General features: G+C 36.1%; 19 protein-coding genes and 1 pseudogene. 16 read left to right on the top strand and 4 right to left on the bottom strand.

Translation table 11 applies throughout. From position 1 onward, the window contains the following. Positions 1 to 3 precede the first annotated feature (3 nt). From CPS_RS09315 to pgi, 9 genes and pseudogenes are all read left to right on the top strand, one after another. Positions 4 to 1,251, top strand: coding sequence for an oligosaccharide flippase family protein (locus CPS_RS09315; RefSeq protein ID WP_011042921.1), 1,248 nt, complete (start codon positions 4 to 6; stop codon positions 1,249 to 1,251). After that, positions 1,241 to 2,239, top strand: coding sequence for a hypothetical protein (locus tag CPS_RS09320; RefSeq protein WP_011042922.1), 999 nt, complete (start codon positions 1,241 to 1,243; stop codon positions 2,237 to 2,239). The genes CPS_RS09315 and CPS_RS09320 overlap by 11 nt, the downstream gene beginning before the upstream one ends. A 60-nt stretch (positions 2,240 to 2,299) precedes the next feature. Further along, positions 2,300 to 3,118 carry a glycosyltransferase family 2 protein gene (locus tag CPS_RS09325; protein ID WP_011042923.1) on the top strand — a complete coding sequence of 273 codons (819 nt, stop codon included), beginning with the start codon at positions 2,300 to 2,302 and terminating at the stop codon, positions 3,116 to 3,118. After that, on the top strand, positions 3,102 to 4,337 hold the full coding sequence (locus CPS_RS09330) for a hypothetical protein (RefSeq protein WP_011042924.1): 1,236 nt from the start codon (positions 3,102 to 3,104) through the stop codon (positions 4,335 to 4,337). Before CPS_RS09325 ends, CPS_RS09330 begins: the two co-directional genes overlap by 17 nt. Further along, positions 4,334 to 5,407 carry a glycosyltransferase gene (locus CPS_RS09335; protein WP_011042925.1) on the top strand — a complete coding sequence of 358 codons (1,074 nt, stop codon included), beginning with the start codon at positions 4,334 to 4,336 and terminating at the stop codon, positions 5,405 to 5,407. The genes CPS_RS09330 and CPS_RS09335 overlap by 4 nt, the downstream gene beginning before the upstream one ends. Before the next feature lie 40 nt (positions 5,408 to 5,447). After that, positions 5,448 to 6,212: a glycosyltransferase gene (locus CPS_RS09340; RefSeq protein WP_011042926.1), complete on the top strand. Its 765-nt coding sequence runs from the start codon at positions 5,448 to 5,450 to the stop codon at positions 6,210 to 6,212. A 24-nt stretch (positions 6,213 to 6,236) separates the two neighbouring features. Continuing rightward, positions 6,237 to 7,270 (top strand): annotated as a pseudogene (locus CPS_RS09345) (nucleotide sugar dehydrogenase); the annotation flags it as partial. A gap of 32 nt (positions 7,271 to 7,302) precedes the next feature. Next, a complete protein-coding gene (gene galU / locus CPS_RS09350; protein WP_011042927.1) occupies positions 7,303 to 8,202 on the top strand; it encodes a UTP--glucose-1-phosphate uridylyltransferase GalU in 900 nt (299 codons plus the stop codon). A 347-nt stretch (positions 8,203 to 8,549) separates the two neighbouring features. Beyond that, positions 8,550 to 10,205 (top strand): glucose-6-phosphate isomerase, encoded by a 1,656-nt coding sequence (gene pgi, locus CPS_RS09355; protein WP_011042928.1) that lies wholly within the window; start codon positions 8,550 to 8,552, stop codon positions 10,203 to 10,205. 95 nt (positions 10,206 to 10,300) lie between these two features. On the opposite strand, the gene CPS_RS09360 is transcribed toward pgi, so the two are convergent. From CPS_RS09360 to cmoA, 4 genes are all read right to left on the bottom strand, one after another. Then, positions 10,301 to 11,413, bottom strand: coding sequence for a patatin-like phospholipase family protein (locus tag CPS_RS09360; protein ID WP_011042929.1), 1,113 nt, complete (start codon positions 11,411 to 11,413; stop codon positions 10,301 to 10,303). A gap of 45 nt (positions 11,414 to 11,458) precedes the next feature. Then, positions 11,459 to 12,832, bottom strand: coding sequence for an anti-phage deoxyguanosine triphosphatase (locus tag CPS_RS09365; protein WP_011042930.1), 1,374 nt, complete (start codon positions 12,830 to 12,832; stop codon positions 11,459 to 11,461). 128 nt (positions 12,833 to 12,960) lie between these two features. Further along, a complete protein-coding gene (gene cmoB, locus CPS_RS09370; protein ID WP_011042931.1) occupies positions 12,961 to 13,929 on the bottom strand; it encodes a tRNA 5-methoxyuridine(34)/uridine 5-oxyacetic acid(34) synthase CmoB in 969 nt (322 codons plus the stop codon). Between the two features lie 280 nt (positions 13,930 to 14,209). After that, complete coding sequence (gene cmoA, locus CPS_RS09375) at positions 14,210 to 14,944, bottom strand: carboxy-S-adenosyl-L-methionine synthase CmoA (protein ID WP_011042932.1); 735 nt, start codon at positions 14,942 to 14,944, stop codon at positions 14,210 to 14,212. A gap of 95 nt (positions 14,945 to 15,039) precedes the next feature. Here cmoA and CPS_RS09380 point away from each other — a divergent pair, with 95 nt between their 5' ends. From CPS_RS09380 to CPS_RS09410, 7 genes are all read left to right on the top strand, one after another. Beyond that, on the top strand, positions 15,040 to 17,907 hold the full coding sequence (locus CPS_RS09380; protein WP_011042933.1) for a transporter substrate-binding domain-containing protein: 2,868 nt from the start codon (positions 15,040 to 15,042) through the stop codon (positions 17,905 to 17,907). 149 nt (positions 17,908 to 18,056) lie between these two features. Then, on the top strand, positions 18,057 to 19,862 hold the full coding sequence (aspS, locus tag CPS_RS09385) for an aspartate--tRNA ligase (protein WP_011042934.1): 1,806 nt from the start codon (positions 18,057 to 18,059) through the stop codon (positions 19,860 to 19,862). Between the two features lie 165 nt (positions 19,863 to 20,027). Then, positions 20,028 to 20,555, top strand: coding sequence for a crossover junction endodeoxyribonuclease RuvC (gene ruvC, locus CPS_RS09390; RefSeq protein WP_011042935.1), 528 nt, complete (start codon positions 20,028 to 20,030; stop codon positions 20,553 to 20,555). Positions 20,556 to 20,795: 240 nt separating this feature from the next. Then, positions 20,796 to 21,431 (top strand): Holliday junction branch migration protein RuvA, encoded by a 636-nt coding sequence (ruvA, locus tag CPS_RS09395; protein ID WP_011042936.1) that lies wholly within the window; start codon positions 20,796 to 20,798, stop codon positions 21,429 to 21,431. Between the two features lie 36 nt (positions 21,432 to 21,467). Next, positions 21,468 to 22,481, top strand: a complete 1,014-nt coding sequence (ruvB, locus tag CPS_RS09400; protein WP_011042937.1) for a Holliday junction branch migration DNA helicase RuvB — start codon at positions 21,468 to 21,470, stop codon at positions 22,479 to 22,481. 302 nt (positions 22,482 to 22,783) lie between these two features. Beyond that, the gene (locus tag CPS_RS09405) at positions 22,784 to 24,040 is read left to right on the top strand and encodes an efflux RND transporter periplasmic adaptor subunit (protein ID WP_011042938.1); all 1,257 of its coding nucleotides are present in this window, start codon (positions 22,784 to 22,786) and stop codon (positions 24,038 to 24,040) included. 329 nt (positions 24,041 to 24,369) lie between these two features. After that, on the top strand, positions 24,370 to 25,095 hold the full coding sequence (locus CPS_RS09410) for an ABC transporter ATP-binding protein (protein WP_011042939.1): 726 nt from the start codon (positions 24,370 to 24,372) through the stop codon (positions 25,093 to 25,095). The last annotated feature ends 10 nt before the right edge of the window (positions 25,096 to 25,105 follow it).

Genomic DNA, 25,105 nt, shown 5'->3' on the forward strand with positions numbered 1-25,105 from the left:
ATATTGAACCTATTTATTTATATTTTTTCAACAGGGATTAATAAATCATTACCACTTTTATTTATACCAATATTAACACTGTATTTGTCTCCAGAAGATTACGGGATAGTTAGCTTGTATGTTGTTGCATATAACCTATTAATACCAATTTTATCTATCGGCTTCCCAAACTATTTCTTTCGTTGGACTTTCGAAAACGAGAAAATGTTAACTGATGATGTACACAATCTTCTATCTATTGTTTTTCGTTGGTGTTTATTTGTTGGAATTTTGATTGCTGGAAGTTGTATTGTTTCATACTGGTACCTTGGTGGTGAATTTATTATTGCTGTGTTTTGTTTATACTTAGCGGCGGTTCTTGCGGTTTTATATCAAACTTATATGCAATGTTTACTTAGTAAAAGTAACAGTATTAATTATGCGGTCGTTGAAATCACTTTTACTGTAATTTTATTCTCATCAACAATATTATGTTTGGTTTTTCTTGAGTTAGGTTGGATTTCTAGGATTATAGGATTATTATCGGCAAATCTAGCTTTTTCATACTGGTCATGGCGATATATATTTAAAAAATTCTTGATTAATAATGGCTCTGAAGAAAAGTCTAGTTTGGAAGTTAAAATAAATAGAGAGCGTGACTTTTTATCTTTCGGTCTAGGGTTGATCCCCCATGTAATTATATCAACATTAATAACTGCTTCTGACCGACTAATCATTTCAACTTTTATGACTTTAAGTGATGTTGGGGAGTTTGCAATAGCTCTTCAGTACAGTTCCATTTTATCTATTTTGGGAATTGCCATATCTAAAGAATGGTCACGCGCATATTATAGTGACCCATTCGATTTAGGAAATAGGACTAAGGCTACTATATATTCTTTATTACTTATAGCAGTTGCAATTGTTTTATATTTATTCACAGATTTATTTTTTGAGTATTTTGTAGGAGAAAACTTTAAAAATGCATCAGTATATGTTGAATTGCTAATACTTTCCCAATTGTTCCACTGTTTATACATGATATTCTCAGTCCATTTAGGTTATTCAAAGAAAACAAAGATTCTATCTAAGATATCAATGGGATCATTAATGTTAAATGCTGTTATAAGTTTGATTTCTATACACTACTTTGGCATTTTCGGAGTGTTGTATGGAACTGTATTTGCAATGCTATTTAAGTTGATTGTCGCTACGTGGTTATCTTTTAAGGTAAAAAAATTAGACGTTTTAAGGAAATTAAATGAATCGTAAAGTAAATATTATTGAGCATGAGGGGTTTGTTGGTCAAGGCCTTTATCCATGGGATAGCTTAGATAAGGGATTGATAATTAAATACTTTTATGATTTTGATGTTGATGCGGTTTTTGTTTGTTTAGATGAGCTAGAGTGTACTGACATATCGACTGAAAGTGTTTTTTTTACAGGTAGTTTTCAAAATTCATGTTTGAAAAAAATCCTAGAAGATAAAGCCTATTTTATTGAGAGTCAGGGGGCTACAATTATTCCAAGGTATGAGTTGTTGCTGGCTCATGAAAATAAAGGGTTTCAGTCATTAATGAAAAAGCGGCTAGGGTGTGATGACTTAAATGAACAATACTTATCTTCTGATGCAGCCTCTTTTGACAAAAACACTGTATATAAAGAGTCAGCAGGGGCAGGAAGTCACGGAGTTTTTATATCAAAGGATAGTAAAGGATTCTACAAAAAAAAACAAAAAGTTGAATTGATGAACTCCCAATTAAATCGTCTAATTAAATCGTCAAAACTTTGGATTAAACAAAATTTATTAAATGGTTGGCGTTTTAATACTTCGATGGCGAAGTATGCGTATAACAGTACCCCATTAGTTTTACAAGATTTTGTTCCTGATTTGGAATGTGATTATAAGGTATTGATTTTTGGTGAACTTTTTTTTGTATTGAAAAGAGGTGTTAAAAAGGGTGATTTTAGAGCAAGTGGTTCCTCCTTATTTGAGGCTGTTTCAGAGTGTCCATTCGAAATACTGGATAAATCAAAAAATTTTTTTACATCGCTAAATACTCCGTATGCGTCTTTAGATATAGTTATATCTAAAGGAAAGGCATTTGTAATTGAGTTCCAGTGTGCACATTTTGGTCCATATACATATCAAACAGCACAGGTTGTCTATAAGGAGTGCGAAGGAGGCTGGAAGACCTTACCTTGGGTAAGTAGACCGTTGGAGTGGATATATGCTAAATCAGTATGTGATTTTTTATAATATCATTAGTTTGAGTTATCGTGTGTAAAGTTAATTAAATAAGTTAGCTTGGGGGAAGTTATGGAATTTCAAATCCTAGTGTCTACTGTACGAGACAGGATTCAAGGTGTTCAAAAAATAATTGACAGTTTAAATGGAATTGAATGTGTCTCTTTTATTGTTGTTCAACAGCTTTTAGATCTCGGAGATACTCCTGAGTTAGTTGAGCAACGAAACAATTTATTAAAAATTAACCAATCCAAATTAAAGGTTATTGTTGATGATGGTATAGGGTTGACGAGAAGTAGAAATATCGCTATAAAGCACTCAACGTCAAAATATTTGATAATTGCAGATGATGACATCTATTATGATAAAAACTGTTTTTTGAATCTACTTTCTTTTATTGAAAGGAATCCTGATTCAGATGTAATTATCTCTAGGGTAAGAAGCCCTGGAGGAAAACCGCATAAAAAGTACTCAAACAAACAAGAGTTACTATCAAAAATTGCTGCTATATCGGTAAGCTCTGTTGAGATAATACTTAAAAGAGAAAAAGATTCAGATCTTAGTTATAGATTTGATGAGTCTTTTGGTTTAGGCACGAACCTTCCTGCTTGCGAAGAGTTATTATTTATTTCAGCCCTTTTAGATTTAAAAAAGAAAATAGTGTATTTCCCCGAGTATCTAGTTGTTCACCCTGAGGATTCATCAGGCAAGCTTATGGTAAATGATAAGGAATTAGCAGCACGTGGTGCAGCTTTTAATAAGGTATTTCATTTTGGTTTTGTTTTTGTACTCGCATTTTGGGTTAAAAATTTCTTGTTTAAAAATAAAAAGAACAAATTTAAAAAATTGGTAAGTTTATATAATGGATTCATAAATGTTAGAAAAGATTAAGCTAGCTAACATTATTGATTTTCTTTTTTTTATTTTATTTATAATAGCTCCTTTTATAAGTTTTTTAGCATTTAGATTTCCTTTTATATCAGCAGTAAAAGAAGTAACGCAAGTTACAATTATTGTTTCTTTATTGTTACTAATTGTTAAAAGTGGTCGTATTTATAAGTGGGGGGCAGTATTAGCTCTTGCATTTATTTATATATCATTTCATTTTTACAACCTGCTATCCTCTTCTTTGATATTAGATGGTGCTAGGTATCAATTAGGTTATATGTTAATAGCATTACTTTTATATAATGCAAGGCATATGTACACTATAAATGTCACTACTCTCATCAAAATAATTACTATTCAAGTCTTTTTGTTTGCCATAGTAGGTGTGGTTGAGTTTTTTGATGAAAGGGTTATCACATTATTTTATGGAATTGAGAAACAATTAATAGGTAATAACCAACTAGCTGTTGGTAGTAGGTTGATCTCCTTAGCTTTAAATCCCATTAATTTTGGTGTTCTATGTTGCTTAGGTTTAATTACTCTCAATTACATGAATGAAACCCATAAAGTGAATAAACAAATATTTTTTTTGTTAATTAGTTTGTATTTTTTTTGTTGTGCCCTTACTTTGAGCCGTTTGTCAATAATATGCTTTATTTTGGTTTTTTTACTTTTGCTTATTAATCGATTTAATTATTTTAAAAATTATTTTATTTTTTTTATACTCGTGATCTCAGTAATATTTACAATTTATATCGATGAAATACTTTACTCTTTTGGTTTTTTTCTTGATCGCGTATCTGGCTTATCCTCCTTGAGTGCTTTTACTGAAAACTCTAGAATTGAACATTGGAAAGTTGCAATTAACACCCTAAATAATCAAGGTGTGATTTTATTTGGTTTAGGGGTGGGTAGCTCAAATCCTACGCTAAGTATGGGCGGGATTTTAGTTGAGAATACATTAATATCTTTTATGATTGATTTTGGTGTTATTGGTTTGCTTTTATTGGTAATGATTATTTTATTTTCTTTAGTTAGGTTGAAAAAGAATATAACTGTATACCGAATATCTATTCCTGAAAATAAATTCATCTTTTTTTCTATTTTATCTATGTTATTTATGTCGTTAGGGAATGATTTACATCGTAACTTCCCTTTTTCATTATACTTTTGGATGTTTTTATATTTTCCATTTTCCTTTTATCAAAAGAGAACTTTATGATTTCTTATATTGTGTATAATTATTTTTCTTATAGTGGAGCAGCCTCCCAAGCAAAAAAACTCGCATCATCTTTGGGTCGTCATAACATCATATTTTTTAACGTAATCACTAATTCTAAATTTAAGTTTAGTAAAATTCATGTAAAGGATGACCGTTTAAATTTTTCAGTAATAAATATTAGGGGGGGAGGAATAATAAGGCTGTTACAGTTTATATACTTTTTTCTTCGTTACAAAGTCAAATTGGTTCATTTACATGGATTTCATAGGGATGCATTAATATCCGCATATTTATTGAAAAAGAAGATACTATTAAAGTCGACATTAGACGGGAAAGATGATTTCGACACACTTTTGAATGGTAAATCTAAATTTATCAATCGCTTTCTTTTATCAAAGATTACTTTTAATAATTCTCTAACTACACAAATACATAATAAAAATATCCAGCATAGTTTAACTGTTCCTATTGATAAAATACCTAATGGGATACATTGTCCAACCTCAAACGAACTAATGGAAGAAAAGCAACGAATAATCATTATTGTTGGTGCTGTAATACCAAGAAAAAACACACTTTTAGGTATTCAGTTTTTTAAGGATGTTTTTTTATCTCGGGGCTATAAATTATTTATTATTGGACCATTAAATACTCAGAATTCAGAAGGGGATGAATTTTACTCTAGGGAATGTATGGAAAGTATTAACAATTGCGAGCATATTTCTTTTCTAGGAAATTTAACAACCGAACAGTTAAATGTAATATATAAAATTTCAAGGTTTATTATTTTTCTTTCAAAAAGTGAAGGGATGCCAAATGTCCTACTCGAAGCAATATCATTTAATATAACTCCAATTGTTCGAGATGATGACCTTTTATCAAAAAGTTTATTACCTAAAGATACTAACGAATTTGATATCAGCTTTTATTATGAGAATATTGAATCAGCTGAAATCAATGCCTTGAAATTGATTGAAAGTCAGACATTAATCTTACACAGTAAAACGTATAATATTAAAGTTATTGCAAATAAATATAATGAAGTTTATTTGAAATATTTTGATCTGTAAGACTAACTCTAATTAACTATCGTACAAATTGGAAATATAAATGAATATAAATGAACCTTCTGTATCTATTATCATGGCAACATATAATTCAGAAAAGTTTCTTCGGGAAACCTTAGACTCTATTTGCTGTCAAACATACGGTAATTGGGAGTTAATAATAACGGATGATTCATCTACCGATAATACAAGTGATATTTTAAGAGATTATTCTGAAAGGTATAATAATATTTTTTACAGTATTAATGAAGTTAATCAAGGAGCGGCTATTAGCCGTAATAAATGTATTTCACAAGCTAAGGGGATGTATATTGCTTTTATTGACTCTGATGATCTTTGGGCACACAACAAGTTAGAAAAGCACATACACTTCATTGCGGAGCATAACAGTGCAATTTCATTTACTTCTTATGAGCTTATGAACGAAAATGGAATTCCTTTAGGCAAGTATGTCGATGCCAATATACCCCCAGTATTAACGTATAACGATATGTTGCGTAAGAAAGCCACTATTGGCTGTTCTACAGTTATTCTATCTTCTAAGTTAGTAGGTGAATTTAAAATGCCTCTTCTTCGGACTGGTCAGGATTATGCCACTTGGTTGTTATTACTTAAAAAAGTTGAGGTTGCACACCACTTCCCTAAAGTTTTAACTAAATATCGCGTTTGTAAAAACTCTATCTCTAGAAATAAATTCAAGAAAGCTAAAAGGCAGTGGCAAATTTATAGAGAAGTTGAAAAATTACCATTTTATGAGTCTATTGTTTGTTTTTGTTTTTATGCATGGCGAGCAGTGTTTCGTAAATAAATTTAATTAATAATAAATTTATCCGTTGCTGATGTAGAAATTAAATATTATTTATTGAATAAGAAATTAAGCCTAAAAGCTACGCTTGATAAAGTTGCTGCTTATGGGGATGCTGATTATGTAATAATAGCAACATCTACCGATTATGACCCTGAAACGAATTATTTTAATACCTCATCTGTAGAAACTGTAATTAAAGACGTAATAGAGATCAATCCTTCAGCAGTAATGGTTATAAAGTCAACAGTGCCTTTTGGTTATACAGAACGTATTAAAGAAGAGCTGGGTTGTAATAACCTAATGTTTCCCCTTAATTTTTACGTGAAGATAAGGCGCTTTATGATAATTTACATCCTTCAAGAATAATCGTCGATGAGCAGTCAGAGCGAGCTGAAGTGTTTGCTAATCTATTCGCAAAAGGTGTAATAAAGCAAGATATAGATATTTTGTTCACTGATTCAACAGAAGATGAAGCTGTTAAATTATTTTCAAATACCTATTTAGCTATATGTGTTGCGTACTTTAATGAGTTAGATACTTATGCTGAAGCACATGGATTGGATAGCAGGCATATTATTGAAGGTGTAGGGTTAGATCTCTGTATTGGTGGTCATTATAATAACCCTTCTTTTGGTTACGGCGGCTATTGTTTACCTAAAGATACTAAGCAATTACGTGCTAACTATAAAGATGTTCCTAACTCATTGATTTGCGCCATTGTTGATGCTAATACTACCCGTAAAGATCATGTGGCGTCTTCTATCGTTAAACGAAATACTAAAATTGTTGGTGTGTACCGTTTAATTTTGAAAAGCGGTTCAGACAACTTCCGAGCATCTAGTATTCAAGGCATCATGAAACGCATTAAAGCCAAGGGTATTGAAGTTGTTGTTTATGAGCCTGAATTGAATGAGGCTGAATTTTTTCATTCTCGTGTGATTACTGATTTGGCTGAGTTTAAAAAAACATCTGATGTAATTGTATCTAATCGTATGGCTGATGAACTAAGTGATGTAGCTGATAAAGTTTATACACGTGATTTGTTCGGTAGTGATTAGAATCTCATAATATATTTTAATATGGAAAGTTAATGAATAACAAAATAACAAAAGCAGTTATCCCCGTAGCAGGTTTAGGTACACGTATGTTACCAGCCACAAAAGCTATCCCTAAAGAAATGTTACCGATCGTCGATAAACCTATGATCCAATACATAGTAGATGAATGTGTGGCCGCAGGTATTAAAGAGATAGTCTTAGTAACGCATTCTTCAAAAAATGCCATTGAGAATCACTTTGATAAGTCATTTGAGCTTGAAACAACGCTTGAAAAACGTGTCAAACGCCAAATATTAGATGAAATACAAGCTATTTGCCCTAAAGGCGTTACTATCATGCATGTACGCCAAGGTGAAGCTAAGGGCTTAGGTCATGCTGTTTTAAAAGCACGTCCGATTATTGGTGAGTCACCATTTGTTGTAGTTTTACCTGACGTGATTTTAGATGATGCTAGTAGCGATTTAAAAACTGAAAATTTAGCAGCGATGCTTACTCGTTATTATGAGGTTGGGCACAGTCAAATTATGGTTGAGCCTGTTCCTATAAATATGGTTAGTAATTATGGTGTGGCCGATTGTAAAGGTCATGAACTTGTAGCGGGTGAGTCTAAAGCTATGACTGCAGTTGTTGAGAAACCTCCAGTTGATGAAGCACCTTCCAATTTAGCTGTGGTTGGCCGTTATGTGCTATCAGAGAAAATTTGGGATATGCTTGAATTTACGCCTCCTGGTGCAGGAGACGAAATCCAGCTTACAGATGCAATTGCTAGTTTAATGAAAATTGAAACAGTTGAGGCTTTTCATATGACAGGTAAGTCACATGATTGCGGTTCTAAGTTGGGTTATATGAAAGCTAATGTTGAGTACGGTTTACGTCATCCCGAGTTGGCTGATGATTTTAAAGCGTATTTGCAGGAAATTGTTAATAGTTAAAGAGCTTTTGATTCCGACTTCAGTAACTGCCGGAATGAGTATAGGGTTATGTCCTTTTATCACCGAGGAGGAAGAGGTCTGGCTGTATCGAGAAGACAGTAGAATTTAAGTGATGAGATAAGGCTATGGATTCCCGATCAGATACTTCGGGAATGACGACTACCGAGTGCAGCTAGTATTTGTTACAGGCTCGTTACTGCAATTAATATATATCTTATAAATAACTTGAGTTAACTTACTAACACTTTATTATTACTATTTAATAATAGGGTGTAGTCTACTTTTCGATATAAGTTCAGAGACAATCCTAGTAAACATCAAGCTAACAAAAGAATACTTCAAATAATATGGATATTAAAAAATTAAGCTCTCTTGCCCATTGCGCTAAAACGCGTTCAATTGTTTCATTGTTCGATCAAAAAGAACGTGCCAATGACTTTTCTTTATCAACATCTCATTTATATTTAGATTACTCCAAGCAAAATATCACTGATGTTGAACTAGAGCAATTAATTGAAATAGCTGAAGATGTTGGTCTATCAGAAAGTATTACCGGGCAATTTAATGGCGATAAGATTAATAATACAGAAGGGCGTTCTGTATTGCATACAATATTAAGAGCTCCACAGGTAATTAAGCAACAGATACTCGGTGATACACTTGCTAATGAGGTTGAAGCAGCTGAACTGCAAATGGCCAAAGTAGTTAATGATGTACAAAAAGGTATTCTTACTAGTCATACGGGGCAGCGCTTTACCGATGTTTTAGCTATTGGTATTGGTGGCTCATATTATGGCGTGAAAGTAAGTTTATCAGCCTTAGAGCATTACCGTGATTTAGCTTTATCTGTTCATGTAATAGCAAATGTTGATGGCGGAGCACTTGAAGAAAAACTTAAAACATTAAATTTTGAAACAACCCTCGTTGTCGTGATTTCGAAAACCTTTACCACGCAAGAAACCATGCTAAATGCAAAAGCTGTCAAGCAATGGATGTTATCTTGTGCGTCTGTAAAAGATCTAGAGCTTAATAATGTACCTTTAATCATTGAGAAACAATGGTTTGCAGTGAGTAGTAATATTGAAGCAGCGAAAGAATTTGGAATTAATATAAAACATATTCTGCCGATGTGGGATTGGGTGGGAGGACGCTTTTCCATTTGGTCAACGGTAGGGTTACCCCTTGCTCTTGCCATTGGTAATGATAACTTTAATAAATTGAAACAAGGTGCATACGAGATGGATGTGCACTTTAAATCAACTGACTTTAAAAACAATATGCCGGTTATTATGGCATTGCTTGGCATTTGGAATCGTAATGCACTTGAGTACCCGACTTTAGCCATTTTACCTTATGCCCATTCGTTAAGAGCTTTACCTGGCTATTTACAACAAACAGACATGGAAAGTAATGGTAAGTCGGTATCAAAATCAGGAGATAAACTTTCTTGGTTAACGGCGCCTGTTGTTTTTGGTCAAGAGGGCACTAACGGCCAGCATGCTTTCATGCAGTTAATGCATCAAAGTGATGACATCATTCCAACAGATTTTATTGTTGCCTTAAAAGGTCGAAGCCAATATACCGAAAATCATAAAGTACTTGTTGCCAATTGTTTTGCGCAAAGTGAAGCCTTAATGCAGGGAAAAACATTAACACAAGTAGAAAGTGAGCTAGAGATGAGTGCTTTATCTACCGCTGAAATATCACTCATTGCTCCGCATAAAACCATGAAAGGTAATACTCCAAGTAATACGCTGGTTATGGACTTATTAACTCCTGAAACCATCGGTTCTCTGCTCGCGCTATACGAACATAAAATATTTGTTCAAGGGGTTTTATGGCAAGTGAATTCCTTTGACCAATGGGGCGTTGAATTAGGAAAGCAGTTAGGAACCCGAATCTTATCTGCTATAGATGGGGCTGAAGATGATTTACTCTCTGCTTCTAGCCAGAGTTTAATTGCCCGATTTAGAGCTCGTTCAAACGTTACTCCTTCGGTGTAGTATAAACTCAGTAGTAATTAGAGGCGAATATCATGGATTCCCGATCAGATACTTCGGGAATGACGGATTATCATTTGGAATGACGACGTTGAGAACTAAGGCTGGAATGCCTTTATTTTCGTTATATCCTGCTTGATCACAAACTCATTAAAACATTCAGCTAATTTATCTGTTTCCTCTAAAACTTTTAACCAATACTTAATCCTTGTTGGTGCATCAAGTTTGGTAAAGTCGGTTCTATCGGGGATTTTCCCATAAGGTAGAGATTGTATAAACTTCTCTGAGGGCGCTAATAAAACTGTGTTTTCATAACTACTGGCTAATACTTTTCTGCTTGAACTTTTATCAAACCATCCTGCTTTAGGCTCGGAGCTAAAATGTGGATAAAGCGTAAGTTCGTGCCTTGATTCTGTAGTGCCATTTTCTGGGCTGCGTTTACTGGTTCTTTGTTTGTCAGATCTGTTGCTGCTTAATGAAAAGTCAAAATGATAATCAATTATACCGCCATCTCGGTAGGTACCATTTTTTGAACCCTTAATATCCTTTATACCTGACATCACCATAGGAATTGAACCTGAAGCCAGTAAGGCACTTTTAATATTGTCAGGAGTTAGCGTTTCGTACACGTTGCTGAAATTATACGGATCCTTGATGATCAAATTACTGTTTGGGTGTTGAAAAATATAGCGTTGATATTGCTTGCCGAGCAGCCTTCTATCAATTTTATTCAGCAGCATGCTATTAATTAAACCAGCACCCTGCATAATTTTATTATCAAAGGAAGTTAAGCCATTACATTTAGCGACTAGAAAATGAGCCTTGAACACATTATTGTTGATGATCTCATTAGTGCCATTTTCAGCAAATAGTTGGTCAACAATAAAAACAGCTTGCTTAGATATCTCTTGTGGACTCGGTTTGGCTGAGTAAACCGTATTTGCATAGGTATAAGCTAAGCGTTCAATAGCTTGTACTGGATCATTTTGTGTTAATGCTGCAGCGCGAAAGGCGCCAGCACTTGAACCGATTAAATTAAGCTCTGCACTTCTATTTTTGAAAAAATCCCCAAAGAGGTATTTATCTAGACCAAATAAGATAAACCATTTTGGCCCGCCACTCGCGCCAAGAAAGTTAGTAAATAGCTCTTGTTTAAAGCCTTGCTCTTGGATAGTTTTTAAAGCGTTTTTCCCTGCGTATATCTCTAGCATGACTGCATTAATCTCATGTTTAAATAGTAGTATTTATTGGTATGTTTAGTTTAATTGGTAATCTGACGCGCCATGTGCATTAAACAGAGATTGATAAAGTCTTGTGGCGTAATCATCGGTCATGCCAGCAATATAATCGGCTATTATTCGTTGTGAGTTTGTTTTGTTATCTATTGCTTGTTGCCAGCGTTTAGCGCTATTACTGGGGAGTAAACGGTTAGGATCGGATGATAAGGCTTCAAAAAGCTCCATCACTATTTGTTGTCCTCTATATTCCAACCGCTGAAGACTGGTCAATTTAATGACATAAAAGTAAACGAAATCTTTAAATATCTTCAGTGCTTCTGCTGTGGATGCAGATAAGGTTGCATTATAACGGAGTAGTGGCTCTGAAAAATTTATATCATCTTGCTCATTTAAATCAGTTAATTTAATCGCAGTAATTAAGTAGTTAACTAAGCCGCCAATAGCGTCTTTTTGCAAGTGATGGTGATCACTGAATAGTTTATCTGTTAAGGTCATGCTGTATTCTTGCAACCAAACATCGTCTATTTGTTGTAACTTTTTTATTACTTCTCGGTCAAAATCATCACGGTTAACCACTTTGGTGACTATGGCGTCTTCGAGATCATGAATACCATAGGCAATATCATCGGCTAACTCCATGATAGAGCAGTCGAGTGACTTGAAGCGGGTTTTATGATGGGTGTTTTTGTCTTGCAAGCGTAAGTTTTGGCTGCCTATACTGTGGCAACTCATGCTTTGAAATAAAGTCCTATCAGCTTGTGATAAGGGTTCAAGTATCCAGTCAATAATATCTTGATCGTCCCTATATAAGCCTTTAGCGGGATGCCACTCATTGGCTTTAAGTTGTCGAAAGTTTCCAACACGGGTTGGCTTTATCTCTTTGCTAAGCGTTTCTAGTAATTGCGGGTACTTCATTAAACCAAGGAGTGTCCTTCGGGTTAAATTCATACCAAAGTGTTCACTAAATGTCTCTAAGCGCGCCACAATCCGAAGTGTTTGGCCGTTACCCTCAAAACCACCATGATCTCGCATCATATAATTTAATGCTATTTCCCCACCATGGCCAAACGGAGGATGACCGATATCATGGGCTAAGCAAATGGTTTCTATTAAGCTATCGCTAGTAGGAAAAAGGGCATTACAGAGTTCGGGAAATTTATAGCGCAGTTGTGCGGTAATGCCGGAGCCTATTTGTGCTGCTTCTAATGAATGGGTTAAGCGAGTACGGTAAAAATCACTTTGTCCGCTACCCATCACTTGGGTTTTAGACTGCAAGCGACGAAAAGAGGCAGAGTGCATTACTCGAGCACGATCTCGCTGGAAAGGGTCACGGTGATCTTGCTGCCTGTTTGTCACTTTTTTAAGTCGTCTTGCTAACCAAACATCACTCATAGCGTTCCTTATCTTAATTTAACTGCTTAGCCTTTACCTTGGCTTTAGTATTCGTACTAGTTTTTACACTAGCACTAGTTTTATAAGTTACACCAATTAGTTAGCTATTGGTAGTTAGGTATTAGTAGTTAAGCATTAGCAATAAATATGGCACGTTTAGGGGCAGGGTAACCTTCAATGGTCTTGCTGCTATCATTTGGATCAAGAAAGTCTTGCAACGACTCGGTATCAATCCACTCGGTTTTTCGTTGCTCATCTAATGCCGTAATATCAGTATTTACCACGCGAACATTATTAAAGCCGCATCGTTCTAACCAAGCACACATGGCTTTTTCACTGGGTAAAAACCAAACGTTGCGCATTTTTGCGTAACGTTCACCTGGCACTAATACTGTATTCTCATCGCCATCGACAATGAGTGTTTCTAAAACTAATTCACCACCTTTAACTAATTGTGCTTTTAATTGATAAAGAAAGTCGATTGGCGATCTACGGTGATAAAGCACACCCATAGCGAATACTGTATCAAACGCTTTTAGCTCAGGTAGTTGTTCAACACCTAGGGGAAGTAAATGCACGGGGCTATCGTCAATAAAGTGTTTTATGGCATTAAACTGCATTAAAAATAGCTGAGTTGGGTCTATACCAACAACAAATTTAGCTCCTGCGCCGCGCATTCGCCATAAATGATAACCGCTTCCGCAGCCGATATCTAAAACATACTTACCCGATAAATCACTAATATGCTCAGCTAAACGATCCCATTTAAAGTCACTCCGCCACTCAGTATCAATGTGTAAACCATGAATATGATAGGGACCTTTACGCCAAGGTTTAAACTTTTTCATTAAATTTTCAAGGCGCTTAAATTGTCCCTGATCTAAATCACCTGATTCGCCCACTTTAACGGTATTTGTTATATCAATCGCTGAATTAGCATCTACTACCGGTAATGCATCAAGTGTTTTCTGCCAATGCTTGAATTCACCATGTAGCTCACTTTCGTGCCAATGGCTCAATTGTGCAGGTAAGGTGTTTAGCCAATGGCCTAAACGATTGGTAGCAATTTTTTGGTAAAATTCGTTGAACTGTTTCATAGGATTCTAATTAGTCGTTTTAATGGGCGTACTTTATATTTTGTTAGTAATTATACCAATTGCACTAAATAAGTGATCATTTTCAGGTGGTTTAAATATCCAATAATAGCGTTACTTTCAATCCCAATAGCCAGCTATTGCTCAATCAAGCGCCTTGTTCTTGAAAATTTATCCTCACTGAATTCTGTAACCTTATTTAATACAAATGGTATTAATTGAGGGTAACTACTTAATCACACTCAATTTTAAGGCATATGTTTAAATACATTTTTTGATAGTTTTACTTTATTGCAATAAGTGAGGTGAAGTTAAAACACTGAAACCATAATGAAACATGTTGAAAACCAGCTTGTGTTAACCGTTCTTTATGTACATCAAGTGAATCGGTCAACATGACTTTTTCCAATGCGCTACGCTTTTGAGCAACTTCCAATTCACTGTAGCCATTATCACGTTTGAAGTTATGGTGTAAGTTAATTAATACATCATCAATCACGTTATCATCACTGGATATTTTTTCAGACAAAACCAATAAACCACCGGGCTTTAAACCTTGGGCTATTTTACTCAGTAATGCTTGACGCTGTGATTTTTCAATAAATTGCAAAGTGAAATTTAGTACTACCATAGAGGCATTTTCTATGTCGATATCTTGAATGTTACCTTCAATAATCGTCACGGGCGTATCTCCTTTGAACGCATCCACATGCATTTTACAACGCTTTACCATATCGATAGAATTATCCACACCGATGATTTTACAATTGTTAGCGGTAATTCCTTTTCGCATAGCAAGCGTTGCGGCACCTAAAGAGCAACCTAGATCATAGATGTTGCTATCATCTTGAGTAAAGCGTTCACTAAGACGACCTATAGTGTCGATAATAGTTTTATAGCCGGGCACAGAGCGAGATATCATGTCGGGGAAAACTTCAACGACTTGTGCATCAAAGGTAAAGTTTTTTACTTGATTATGCGCTTGTGAGTAAATTAAATCGGTATCAGAATCATGCATTTTCTTTGTTCTATTCACTATTATGTTAAGTTAGGATATATAATGGCTTATTTTAACCGATCTTATTAGCAACGCTATATTTATAGGGTGTTTTTTTGAATTTTTTTTATAAACTGACCAGTTACATTATTTTAATTACTTTGTTTGTAGTTATTTTCAGCCAAACAGTGTTTGCAGAAAAGGCTGACATAACAGTTAAGCAACCATTAACCATTGCTATTAATGAAACTTCTTTCCCATATCACTCTATTGACGAGCAAGGTAATGCTATTGGTTTAATGGCAGATATGTGGCGTTTATGGGCTAAAAAGCAACAAATTGAAGTACAGTTTATTGTGCTACCTTGGCTAGAGACACTAAGTGAAGTAGCTAAAGGAAATATTGATATTCATGGTGGCTTATCAATTGTTGATTCCAGGCGAGAAACGCTACAGTTTTCCCAACCACTCTTTTCTATTTATACCCACCTTTACGTAAATCAACAACTCAGTAATGTTAACAACCTAGCAGATTTAAAACCCTACAGCATTGGGGTAGTGAAAGGCTCAGCTCATATTGAGAACCTGCAAAAGTATCATCCTGAGTTTGCTTTGAAAACGTATGATAATCGGCATGACCTATACAGAGGAGCCCTAAATAACGAAATTTTAGTGTTTACAGGTTTAGAAAAACTATCTGATAATTTTCCTGATTACGATACTTTAAGGCAGCGTTTCCCTCCTCATAAGGTTTTACGATATCAGCAAGGTGATTATGGGGTAGCGGTGGCTAAGGGGAATAATTCGCTACTTAATTTAATTGAACAAGGGTTTGCACAAGTATCAAGAGAAGAGCGAGCAGCCATTGAGCGAAAATGGCTAGGTTTGACTAAGCAAAAAGACAGTTTATTGGTCGCCTTTTCATCACATTACCCTCCTTATATGGGGGTTAGCCCTTCAGGTGAACCGCAAGGATTATTGATTGAGGTCTGGCGCTTATGGTCTAAAAAAGTAGGGATTAATGTTGAGTTTGTTCCCCGTGATATGACTGAAGGGTTAGATCTTATAACAGAGCAAAAAGCCGACATACTCTTGGCTTACCCTGATCATGTTAAAACATCTAATGATATAGCTTTTGCCAATCCAATTTACTCTTCTACAGTGGAAGTTTTTCTCAATAATAGAATTAAAGACGTTAAAGGTAAGCCATTTGAGTCATTAGAGCAATTTAATCAACAGTTCAACGGCGGTGTCATTGGTATTTGGCAAGACTCTACTTTTAAAGACCAATTGTTAGCACAATACCCACAGTTGAATGTTCGCTATTTTAGTAGCTTGATTACGATGTTGGATGCTGCTGAGCGAGATGAAATATCAGGCATCGTCGGATTAGTTGATTTAATTAGTGCAAGGTTAGTGCAAAGTAACTTGCAAACACTTTTTTATCGCTTAGATAGTCCTGTCATTACTTTAAAACTATCGCCTGTTATTCATCATAAAAATAATAAACTTGTGGAAATCGTTAATAGAGGATTTAACGAGTTAGATATTAATAGCCTTATTAAAATTGAAGATAGGTGGTTGAACGGTAACGCGGGAGAACACTATTATAAAAAACAAGCACAAAAAATTATGTTAAGTGATGCCGATAAAGCCTTCTTAGCATCCCACGGAAAAATTAACTTAGGTATCATTAAGAATTTATCGCCGATTGAGTTTATTGACGAGCAAGGTAAATTTTCAGGTATTAATCGTGATATTACGCATTTAATTAGTGATAGCACTGGTATTAAGTTCAACTACCTGCCTTTTGATAGTTGGCAACAGTTATATAAAGCATTATTAGATAATAAAATAGATATGCTTGGCAGTATTACGCCAACAGTAGAGCGTGAAAAACTGCTGATATTCACTGATAGTTATTGGCAAATGCCATGGGTAATGGTACATCCACAATATTATGGTAGAAAATCCAAACTTGAAGATTTTTATGGTAAACAAGTCGCTATCGTCAAAGGCTATTATTTAATTGCCAAGCTAAGAAAAATACACCCCTTAATCACTTTTAAATTAGTGGATAACCGAGAGCAAGCACTTGTTGCGCTACAACAGGAACGAGTTGATGGTTTCATCACGACTATGGCCTCGGCGACACAATTATTGAAGCAGGAAAACATCGTCACTTTGATGATATCAATGATGGAAGATGTCAGCTTAGAGAAAAGTCATTTTGGAATAAACAAGCAGTTGCCGCTATTAAAAGGAATAATTAATAAGGGGCTGTTATCGATCACTGAAAAAGAGAAACAAGCCATTTACGATAATTGGTTTTCCTTAGCAATAAATACTGGGCTTGATAAAAATGTGGTCTTACAGGTTGGGGCTCAAATTGGTGTCATCATTTTATTGGTGCTCGGTGTTATTGTCATGTGGAATAGACGATTACAAGTTGAAATAAAACACCGAGAGCAGCTTGAAAAAATTATGAAACATATGGCAACACATGATGAACTAACCGGGCTTGCTAACCGGGTATTGTTAAAAGATAGATTAAGTACAGCGATAGCGTTCCATCAACGACAATCCCTTAAAATGGCAGTATTATTCATTGATTTAGATGGTTTTAAAAATATCAACGATACTCATGGGCATGGTGTCGGAGATGAATTGTTGCAACAAGTAGCTCTTCGTTTACAGGGGTGTGTAAGAAGTTCAGATACGGTAGTACGTTTTGGCGGTGATGAGTTTGTTTTACTACTTACCGGTCTAAATAGTCCTAATGAAGCGGCCTATGTCGCCGAAAAAGTATTAAGGATGATGCAAAAAGAGTTTGAACTATCGAAAACCAATGCCTTTATTGGCTGTAGTATTGGTATAGCTATGTATCCAAATGATGGTGATAACGACACCGACTTACTTAAAATTGCTGATACCATGATGTACAAGGTAAAAGCTGCCGGTAAAAATCATTATATTTTTAACTAAAACCCACTTGTAGTGCTTTAATTTACCCATCCGCTTGTTCTGGGGTGACATTAATAATCTTTGCTTTATAATATGCCCAAAATTATCGTAACAAACGTAAAGTAGCGTTTGTTAATAAGTTTAATAGAATTGGTATAAGGCAAAAATACATGCGTAGTCTTTATTGTGGTGAGGTGAACGAATCTCACATTGGACAAGAAATAACTTTATGTGGTTGGGTTAACAAACGTCGTGATTTAGGCGCCGTGATCTTTTTAGATTTACGTGACCGTGAAGGTCTTGTTCAAGTTGTTTATGATCCTGATTTACCTGAGGTGATTAAAAAAGCCAACACCTTACGTAATGAATTTTGTGTACAAATTAAAGGTAAAGTTCGCGCTCGTCCTGAAGGCCAAGTAAATAAAGGCATGAAAACGGGTGGTATTGAAGTACTTGGTCTAGAACTTACCATTCTAAATAAGTCAGCGCCATTGCCTTTAGACTCTAATCAAGTCAACTCAGAAGAACTTCGCCTTAAATACCGTTATTTAGATTTACGCCGTGTTGAAATGACTGAACGTTTACGTTTCCGCGCTAAAGTAACTTCTGCAGTGCGTAGTTCACTTGAGTCTCAAGGTTTTTTAGATATTGAAACACCGATACTAACAGCGGCTACTCCTGAAGGTGCACGTGACTATTTAGTTCCTAGTCGTACTCATAAAGGTCAATTTTTCGCTTTGCCACAATCACCACAATTGTTTAAACAATTATTGATGATGTCGGGTATGGAACGTTACTATCAAATAGTTAAATGTTTCCGTGATGAAGATTTACGTGCTGATAGACAGCCTGAATTCACACAAATAGATATTGAGACCTCGTTCATGAGTAGTGATCAGGTAATGGAAGTAACGGAAAAAATGATCCGTGAATTATTCCAAGAGTTGCTTGATGTTGACTTAGGTGAGTTCCCGCGTATGCCTTACTCTGAGGCAATGACACGTTTTGGTAGTGATAAGCCAGACTTACGTAACCCATTAGAGTTAATTGATGTTGATGATATTTTAAAAGATGTTGAATTTAAAGTATTTTCAGGACCAGCGAACGATGAAAATGGCCGTGTTGCAGTAATTTGTTTGCCTCAAGGTGCAGCTAAATTCTCACGTAAGGGCCTTGATGAATTAACCAAATTTGTTGGCATTTACGGCGCTAAAGGTATGCCTTGGTTAAAAGTGAATGATATTGATGCGGCTCTTTCAACAGGTGTTGAAGGTTTGCAGTCACCCATCTTAAAATTCTTATCAAGTGATGAAGCTATCGCTTTATTAAAACGTACAAATGCGAAAACAGGCGATATTATTTTCTTTGGTGCAGACCAATATAATGTTGTAACTGAATCTTTAGGTGCACTTCGCCTTAAATTAGGTGAAGAACTTGATTTACTTCAAGGTGAATGGAAACCTCTTTGGGTAGTTGATTTCCCAATGTTTGAAGAAGTAGATGGCCATATGCATGCTATTCATCATCCGTTTACTGCACCGACTAATTTAACCGCTGAGCAGTTAGAAGCAAATCCTGTTGGCGCTTTATCAGATGCTTATGACATGGTCTTAAATGGCTGTGAACTTGGTGGTGGCTCTGTACGTATTCACAATCAAGATATGCAAGCAGCAGTATTTAGAATTTTAGGCATTAGTGATGAAGAAGCAGAAGAGAAATTTGGCTTCTTACTTGAAGCGCTACAATATGGTGCGCCGCCACATGCTGGTTTAGCCTTTGGCCTAGACAGATTAGTGATGTTAATGACAGGTGCAAGTTCAATCCGTGACGTAATGGCTTTCCCAAAAACCAATACAGCGGCTTGTCCATTAACTAACGCACCGGGTAAAGCTAACCCTGAACAGTTAAGAGAATTAGGCGTTGCTGTTCTTGAAGTAAAGAAAGCTGAAGAGAACAAAGACGAAGAACAAGCATAATTAGGTAACCGTTTATCAATAGATAAATGATAACTACTGTTTGTTATGATTACTGTATATCAGTAATGTTAATGCAGCTATAACGTATGTTTTAGCTGCATTTTTTATGGCATTAATATAACTTACCTCTATTGAAGAATAAGATATCAATCAAAAGGCTCGCTGTTGACAATAATATTAGGAATTGATCCTGGTTCACGCTTTACTGGTTACGGCGTTATCAAACAAGAAAAGCAACGTTTTACCTACCTTGGTAGTGGTTGCATTAAAGCGATGAGTCAAGGTGAAGATTTAGCTTCACGTTTGCAAACAATTTTTGCTGGCGTATCTGAGTTAATTATTCAATTCAAGCCAGATATGTTTGCCATTGAACAAGTTTTCATGGGGGTGAATCCTGGCGGAGCTTTGAAACTGGGCCAAGCACGGGGTGCAGCTATTGTTGCGGCAACCAATTCAGGGTTAACCATCGCAGAGTATTCAGCAAGACAAATTAAGCAAGCTGTTGTAGGTACAGGCGCAGCAGATAAAAACCAAGTACAGCATATGGTAAAAAGTATTTTAAAGTTACCAGGTACTCCTCAGGCAGATGCTGCCGATGCCTTAGCGGTAGCACTATGTCATGGTCATAGTCATACCAGTGCCGCCATATTAGCCGGTCAAGCTACAAAAATCGTTAGAGGGCGTTTACGCTAACCCGCTTTTCTATAAATCCCCATCAGCATAGCCGTCATTCCCGAAGTTTCTGATCGGGAATCCAGAAAGATTAGTTCTCAGTCGTGTTTTTGTCTGTGAAGCTAAGCCTCTGTGTTCTTCGTTGTGAGTTATTTCGTTTTAAATATTAGGCAACGTCAGCAAAATTCAACTAGGTCACTTTACTGTATAAATATATAGTGGTAGTATCTGATTCATTAATAATAGCCTTTGGTACTTGTTGTGATTGGTCGTTTACGTGGCATGCTTGTGGAAAAAAACTCTCCTGAAATATTAATTGAATGTGCTGGCGTGGGCTATGAAGTCACCATGCCAATGACGAGTATTTATGCCTTACCTGAGCTTGAACAGCAGGCAACTATTTATACTCACTTTGTTGTACGTGAAGATGCTCAATTGCTTTATGGCTTCGCCAATAAAGTAGAACGTAAGTTATTCCGGTTATTAATTAAAGTTAATGGTGTAGGTCCTAAATTAGCGTTAGCTATTTTATCAAACATGTCTGCTGATCAATTTGTTAGTTGTGTTCGTCACGATGATATTAGCGCCATTGTAAAAATCCCGGGTGTTGGTAAAAAGACAGCAGAGCGTTTGCTTATTGAAATGCGTGATCGTTTGAAAGATTGGCAAGCACAACAAATACACTTAGTTAGTGATGATGGCGTGATACCAGAACAACTCTCTGCTGAATTGAGCCAAGAAACTACTTTTGTTAATGATAATAAAGGCGATGCTATTAACGCTTTACTTTCACTTGGCTATAAACAAGTACAGGCAGATAAAGCGGTTAAATCCGTATATAATCGCGGTATGTCTAGCGAAAACATTATTCGCGATGCATTAAAATCAATGATATAGCCAACGGATTAATCACATTTTGAACTTAGGTAACCTATGATAGAAGCAGATCGCTTAATTGAACCAATTGCTTCAGTAGAAGATGAAAGGGTAGATCGTGCTATTCGTCCTAAAATGCTACAAGATTATACGGGGCAACAGCATGTTAAAGCGCAAATGGAAATATTTATTCCAGCCGCAAAAAATCGTGGCGAACCTTTAGATCACTTACTCATTTTTGGCCCTCCAGGTCTTGGTAAAACCACTTTAGCTAATATTGTTGCCAATGAAATGGGCGTAAATATTCGCACTACTTCAGGACCGGTATTAGAGAAAGCCGGCGATTTAGCGGCGCTGCTAACTAATTTAGAAGAAAACGATATTCTTTTTATTGATGAGATACATCGTTTAAGTGCTGTGGTTGAAGAAATACTTTATCCTGCAATGGAAGATTATCAATTAGATATTATGATTGGTGAAGGACCGGCAGCGCGTTCAATCAAGTTAGACTTACCCCCATTTACACTTATTGGCGCTACCACACGAGCAGGTGCATTAACGTCACCCTTACGTGACCGATTTGGTATTGTTCAACGGTTAGAGTTTTATAATGTTGCAGACTTATCAACTATTGTCAGCCGTTCGGCACATTTTTTGAACTTAACAATAGATGAGGAGGGGGCATTTGAAGTTGCACGCCGCTCTCGCGGCACGCCACGTATTGCTAATCGTTTATTACGCCGAGTACGTGATTATGCCGATATAAAATCGCACGGGGTGGTTAATCAACAAACTGCCGCTGCTGCGTTAGACATGTTAGAAGTTGACAGTGAAGGCTTTGATATTATGGACAGGAAGCTATTACATGCCATTATTGATAAATTTATGGGTGGACCTGTTGGCTTGGACAATGTTGCTGCAGCCATTGGTGAAGAACGAGAAACTATAGAAGATGTAATAGAGCCTTTTTTAATCCAACAAGGCTTTTTGCAACGTACTCCGCGTGGCAGAATAGCAACAGATAGAGCTTACCAACATTTTGGTATCACTAAAGATCAAACTAAAGACTAAGCCCCATAGTTTTTGCTCTTCCTTATAAGTTGTTATTTTATCCGTCAGTGTCTATGCTGGCGGAGACTACTTCGACTCCCCTTCAAAACTCCGTAACCGCTTTCTCATTAACAAACTTCCCTTAATAAGAAGAACTTTCCCATGAATGGGAAAGCAAAAAAGCTGTATTTTCCCATTCATGGAACATTAGTTTGTATAAAACCTTTAACATGTAAATTTAAGTGATACTTATCAAGTGGTTATTAATTGTGGTATAGAGGCTGCAGTAAGTCTTAGTAAGAAGATTTGTTGGAGAATTACCCTTGGATATCGCCGTTAAAAAACAAAAGAAAACCTTACTTAAAAGAGTGTGGCCGTTGGCTCTAGTCATAGCCATTCTCGCTATAGCCTTAAACTATAGTGCCTTTTTGCTACAAGCAGACTACGTTATTGATGATGATACCTTGGTATATGGCGAAGTTAAGCAGGGACCGTTCTCTATTTCAGTTCGAGGTGCTGGTTTACTGGTGCCAGATAAAATTAAATGGTTAGCAGCAAGTGTTGACGGCCATGTTGAACGTGTTGTTGTAAAACCAGGGAAATCGGTGAAAAAAGGAGAGCTAATTATTGAGCTTAGTAATCCAAGATTAAAACAATTGCAGGAAGAAACTAAGTGGGAGCTTGAAGCTATTATTGCAGAAAGCAAAGCGAGTCAGGCTGAGCAAAAGTCGGGATTACTTTTTCAAAAAGCACGCATGCTTGATGCCAAGCTAAACTATCAGAGTAGTAAGTTAAAGCTCGATGCCCAACGCGAGTTATTTAACAATAAAACCGGCGCGGTTTCAAAAATTGATTATGAAAAAACTAAGTTAGAAACCCAACAGTTTAATCAACGCTGGAAAATTCAAGAAGAAGTGCTGGTTAGCATGACCGACAATATTGTTGTTCAAGACAATGCCCATAATTCACGTATCAATAAAATGCGCAAAACACTTGAGCGAGCTGAACAACAGGTTAAAGACCTGATGATTTATGCCAGTCTAGATAGTGTTGTTCAAGATGTCTCTGTTGAACCAGGGCAGCGCGTAAATATGGGCAGCAATTTAGCTAAACTTGCTCAACAAGACTCACTTATTGCCGAATTACAAGTTGCAGAACTATTAATTGGCGAAGTCAGTATCGGCCAGCTAGTCACTATTGATACACGTAATAACACAGTAAGTGGCATTGTTGCTCGCGTAGACCCCGCCGTTGTTAATGGCAATGTACAAGTAGATGTAACCTTCACAGAAGCATTACCCAGTGACGCAAGACCCGATTTGAGTGTCGATGGTGAAATCATGATCACAGATATTGCCGATACCTTGTATGTGAGTCGTCCTATCTTTTCGCAAAGGCAATCTAACACAACCATTTACAAGTTAAATCAAGATGGCAACTTAGCACAGCGTACACAGGTTAAATTAGGTAAAGGCTCTATAAACCAAATACAAGTAATTGAAGGGTTAGCTGTTGGAGACAGAGTGATCATTTCAGATTCAAGTAGTTGGCAAAAATATAAAAAAGTTAGAATTAACTAATACTAAGCTATAAAAACACTTACCGAACAATATACCCGTTCCACTTGAAGATGCATGATTCAGCTGGAATTATAAACGCCTTTAGGCAAGGTATTGATTGAAGAGAATGGTTGTTTCCTTGTCAAAATCAATAACGTAGCATAAAGCGTTTATAAACCAGCCCCTTGGGGGAAGGCTGAGCAAATCATACTCAGCGTTACTTTTCTTTTTAAGGGAATAACCCTTAATAAAAAAATGTGCCTTGATTATGAATCGCTCAGACTTCCTGAAACGAGCATCTTCAAGTGGAGCGGGTATATATGATAAATAACAGATCATAAGGACAGATTATGAGTAATACATTAATTAAATTAGAAAACATTCAAAAAGTATTTTTTACCGATGAAGTAGAAACCCATGCGTTAGCAGACATAACGTTAACTATTAATAAAGGTGAATATGTCTCAATTTCAGGACCTTCTGGTTGTGGAAAATCTACTTTGCTTTCGTTATTAGGCTTATTAGATGCTAGCACTGAAGGCTTGTACCAGTTGGCTGAACATGATGTTTCTAATATATCTAAAAAAGAGCGTGCCCGAATTCGTAATATGGAAATTGGCTTTATATTTCAATCTTTCAACTTGATCAGTGACCTTGATGTTGAAGAGAATGTTGAATTGCCACTTACTTATCGTAAAGATCTAAGCAAAGACCAGCGTAAGGCAATGGTTAAGGAAGCATTAGAAAAAGTGAATATGTCGCACAGATCTAAGCATTTTCCTTCGCAACTTTCTGGTGGCCAACAGCAACGTATCGCGGTAGCACGCGCCATCGTTGGGAAACCTTCAATTATCCTTGCTGATGAACCTACCGGAAATTTAGATTCGAAAAATGCTGAAGCAGTAATGGAACTTTTAGACTTATTACATGCAGAAGGTGCCACTATCTGTATGGTGACACATGATCCTCGCTCAGCGCAGCGAGCTTCTCGTAATATTGATATTTTAGATGGACAGGTGATTAGTGATAACTCGTTAACCAAAGAAAATAAATCAAATGACACTGTAGCAGCTTAGGGAGAATGAT

The organism is Colwellia psychrerythraea 34H (assembly GCF_000012325.1).
GTDB lineage: Bacteria > Pseudomonadota > Gammaproteobacteria > Enterobacterales > Alteromonadaceae > Colwellia > Colwellia psychrerythraea_A.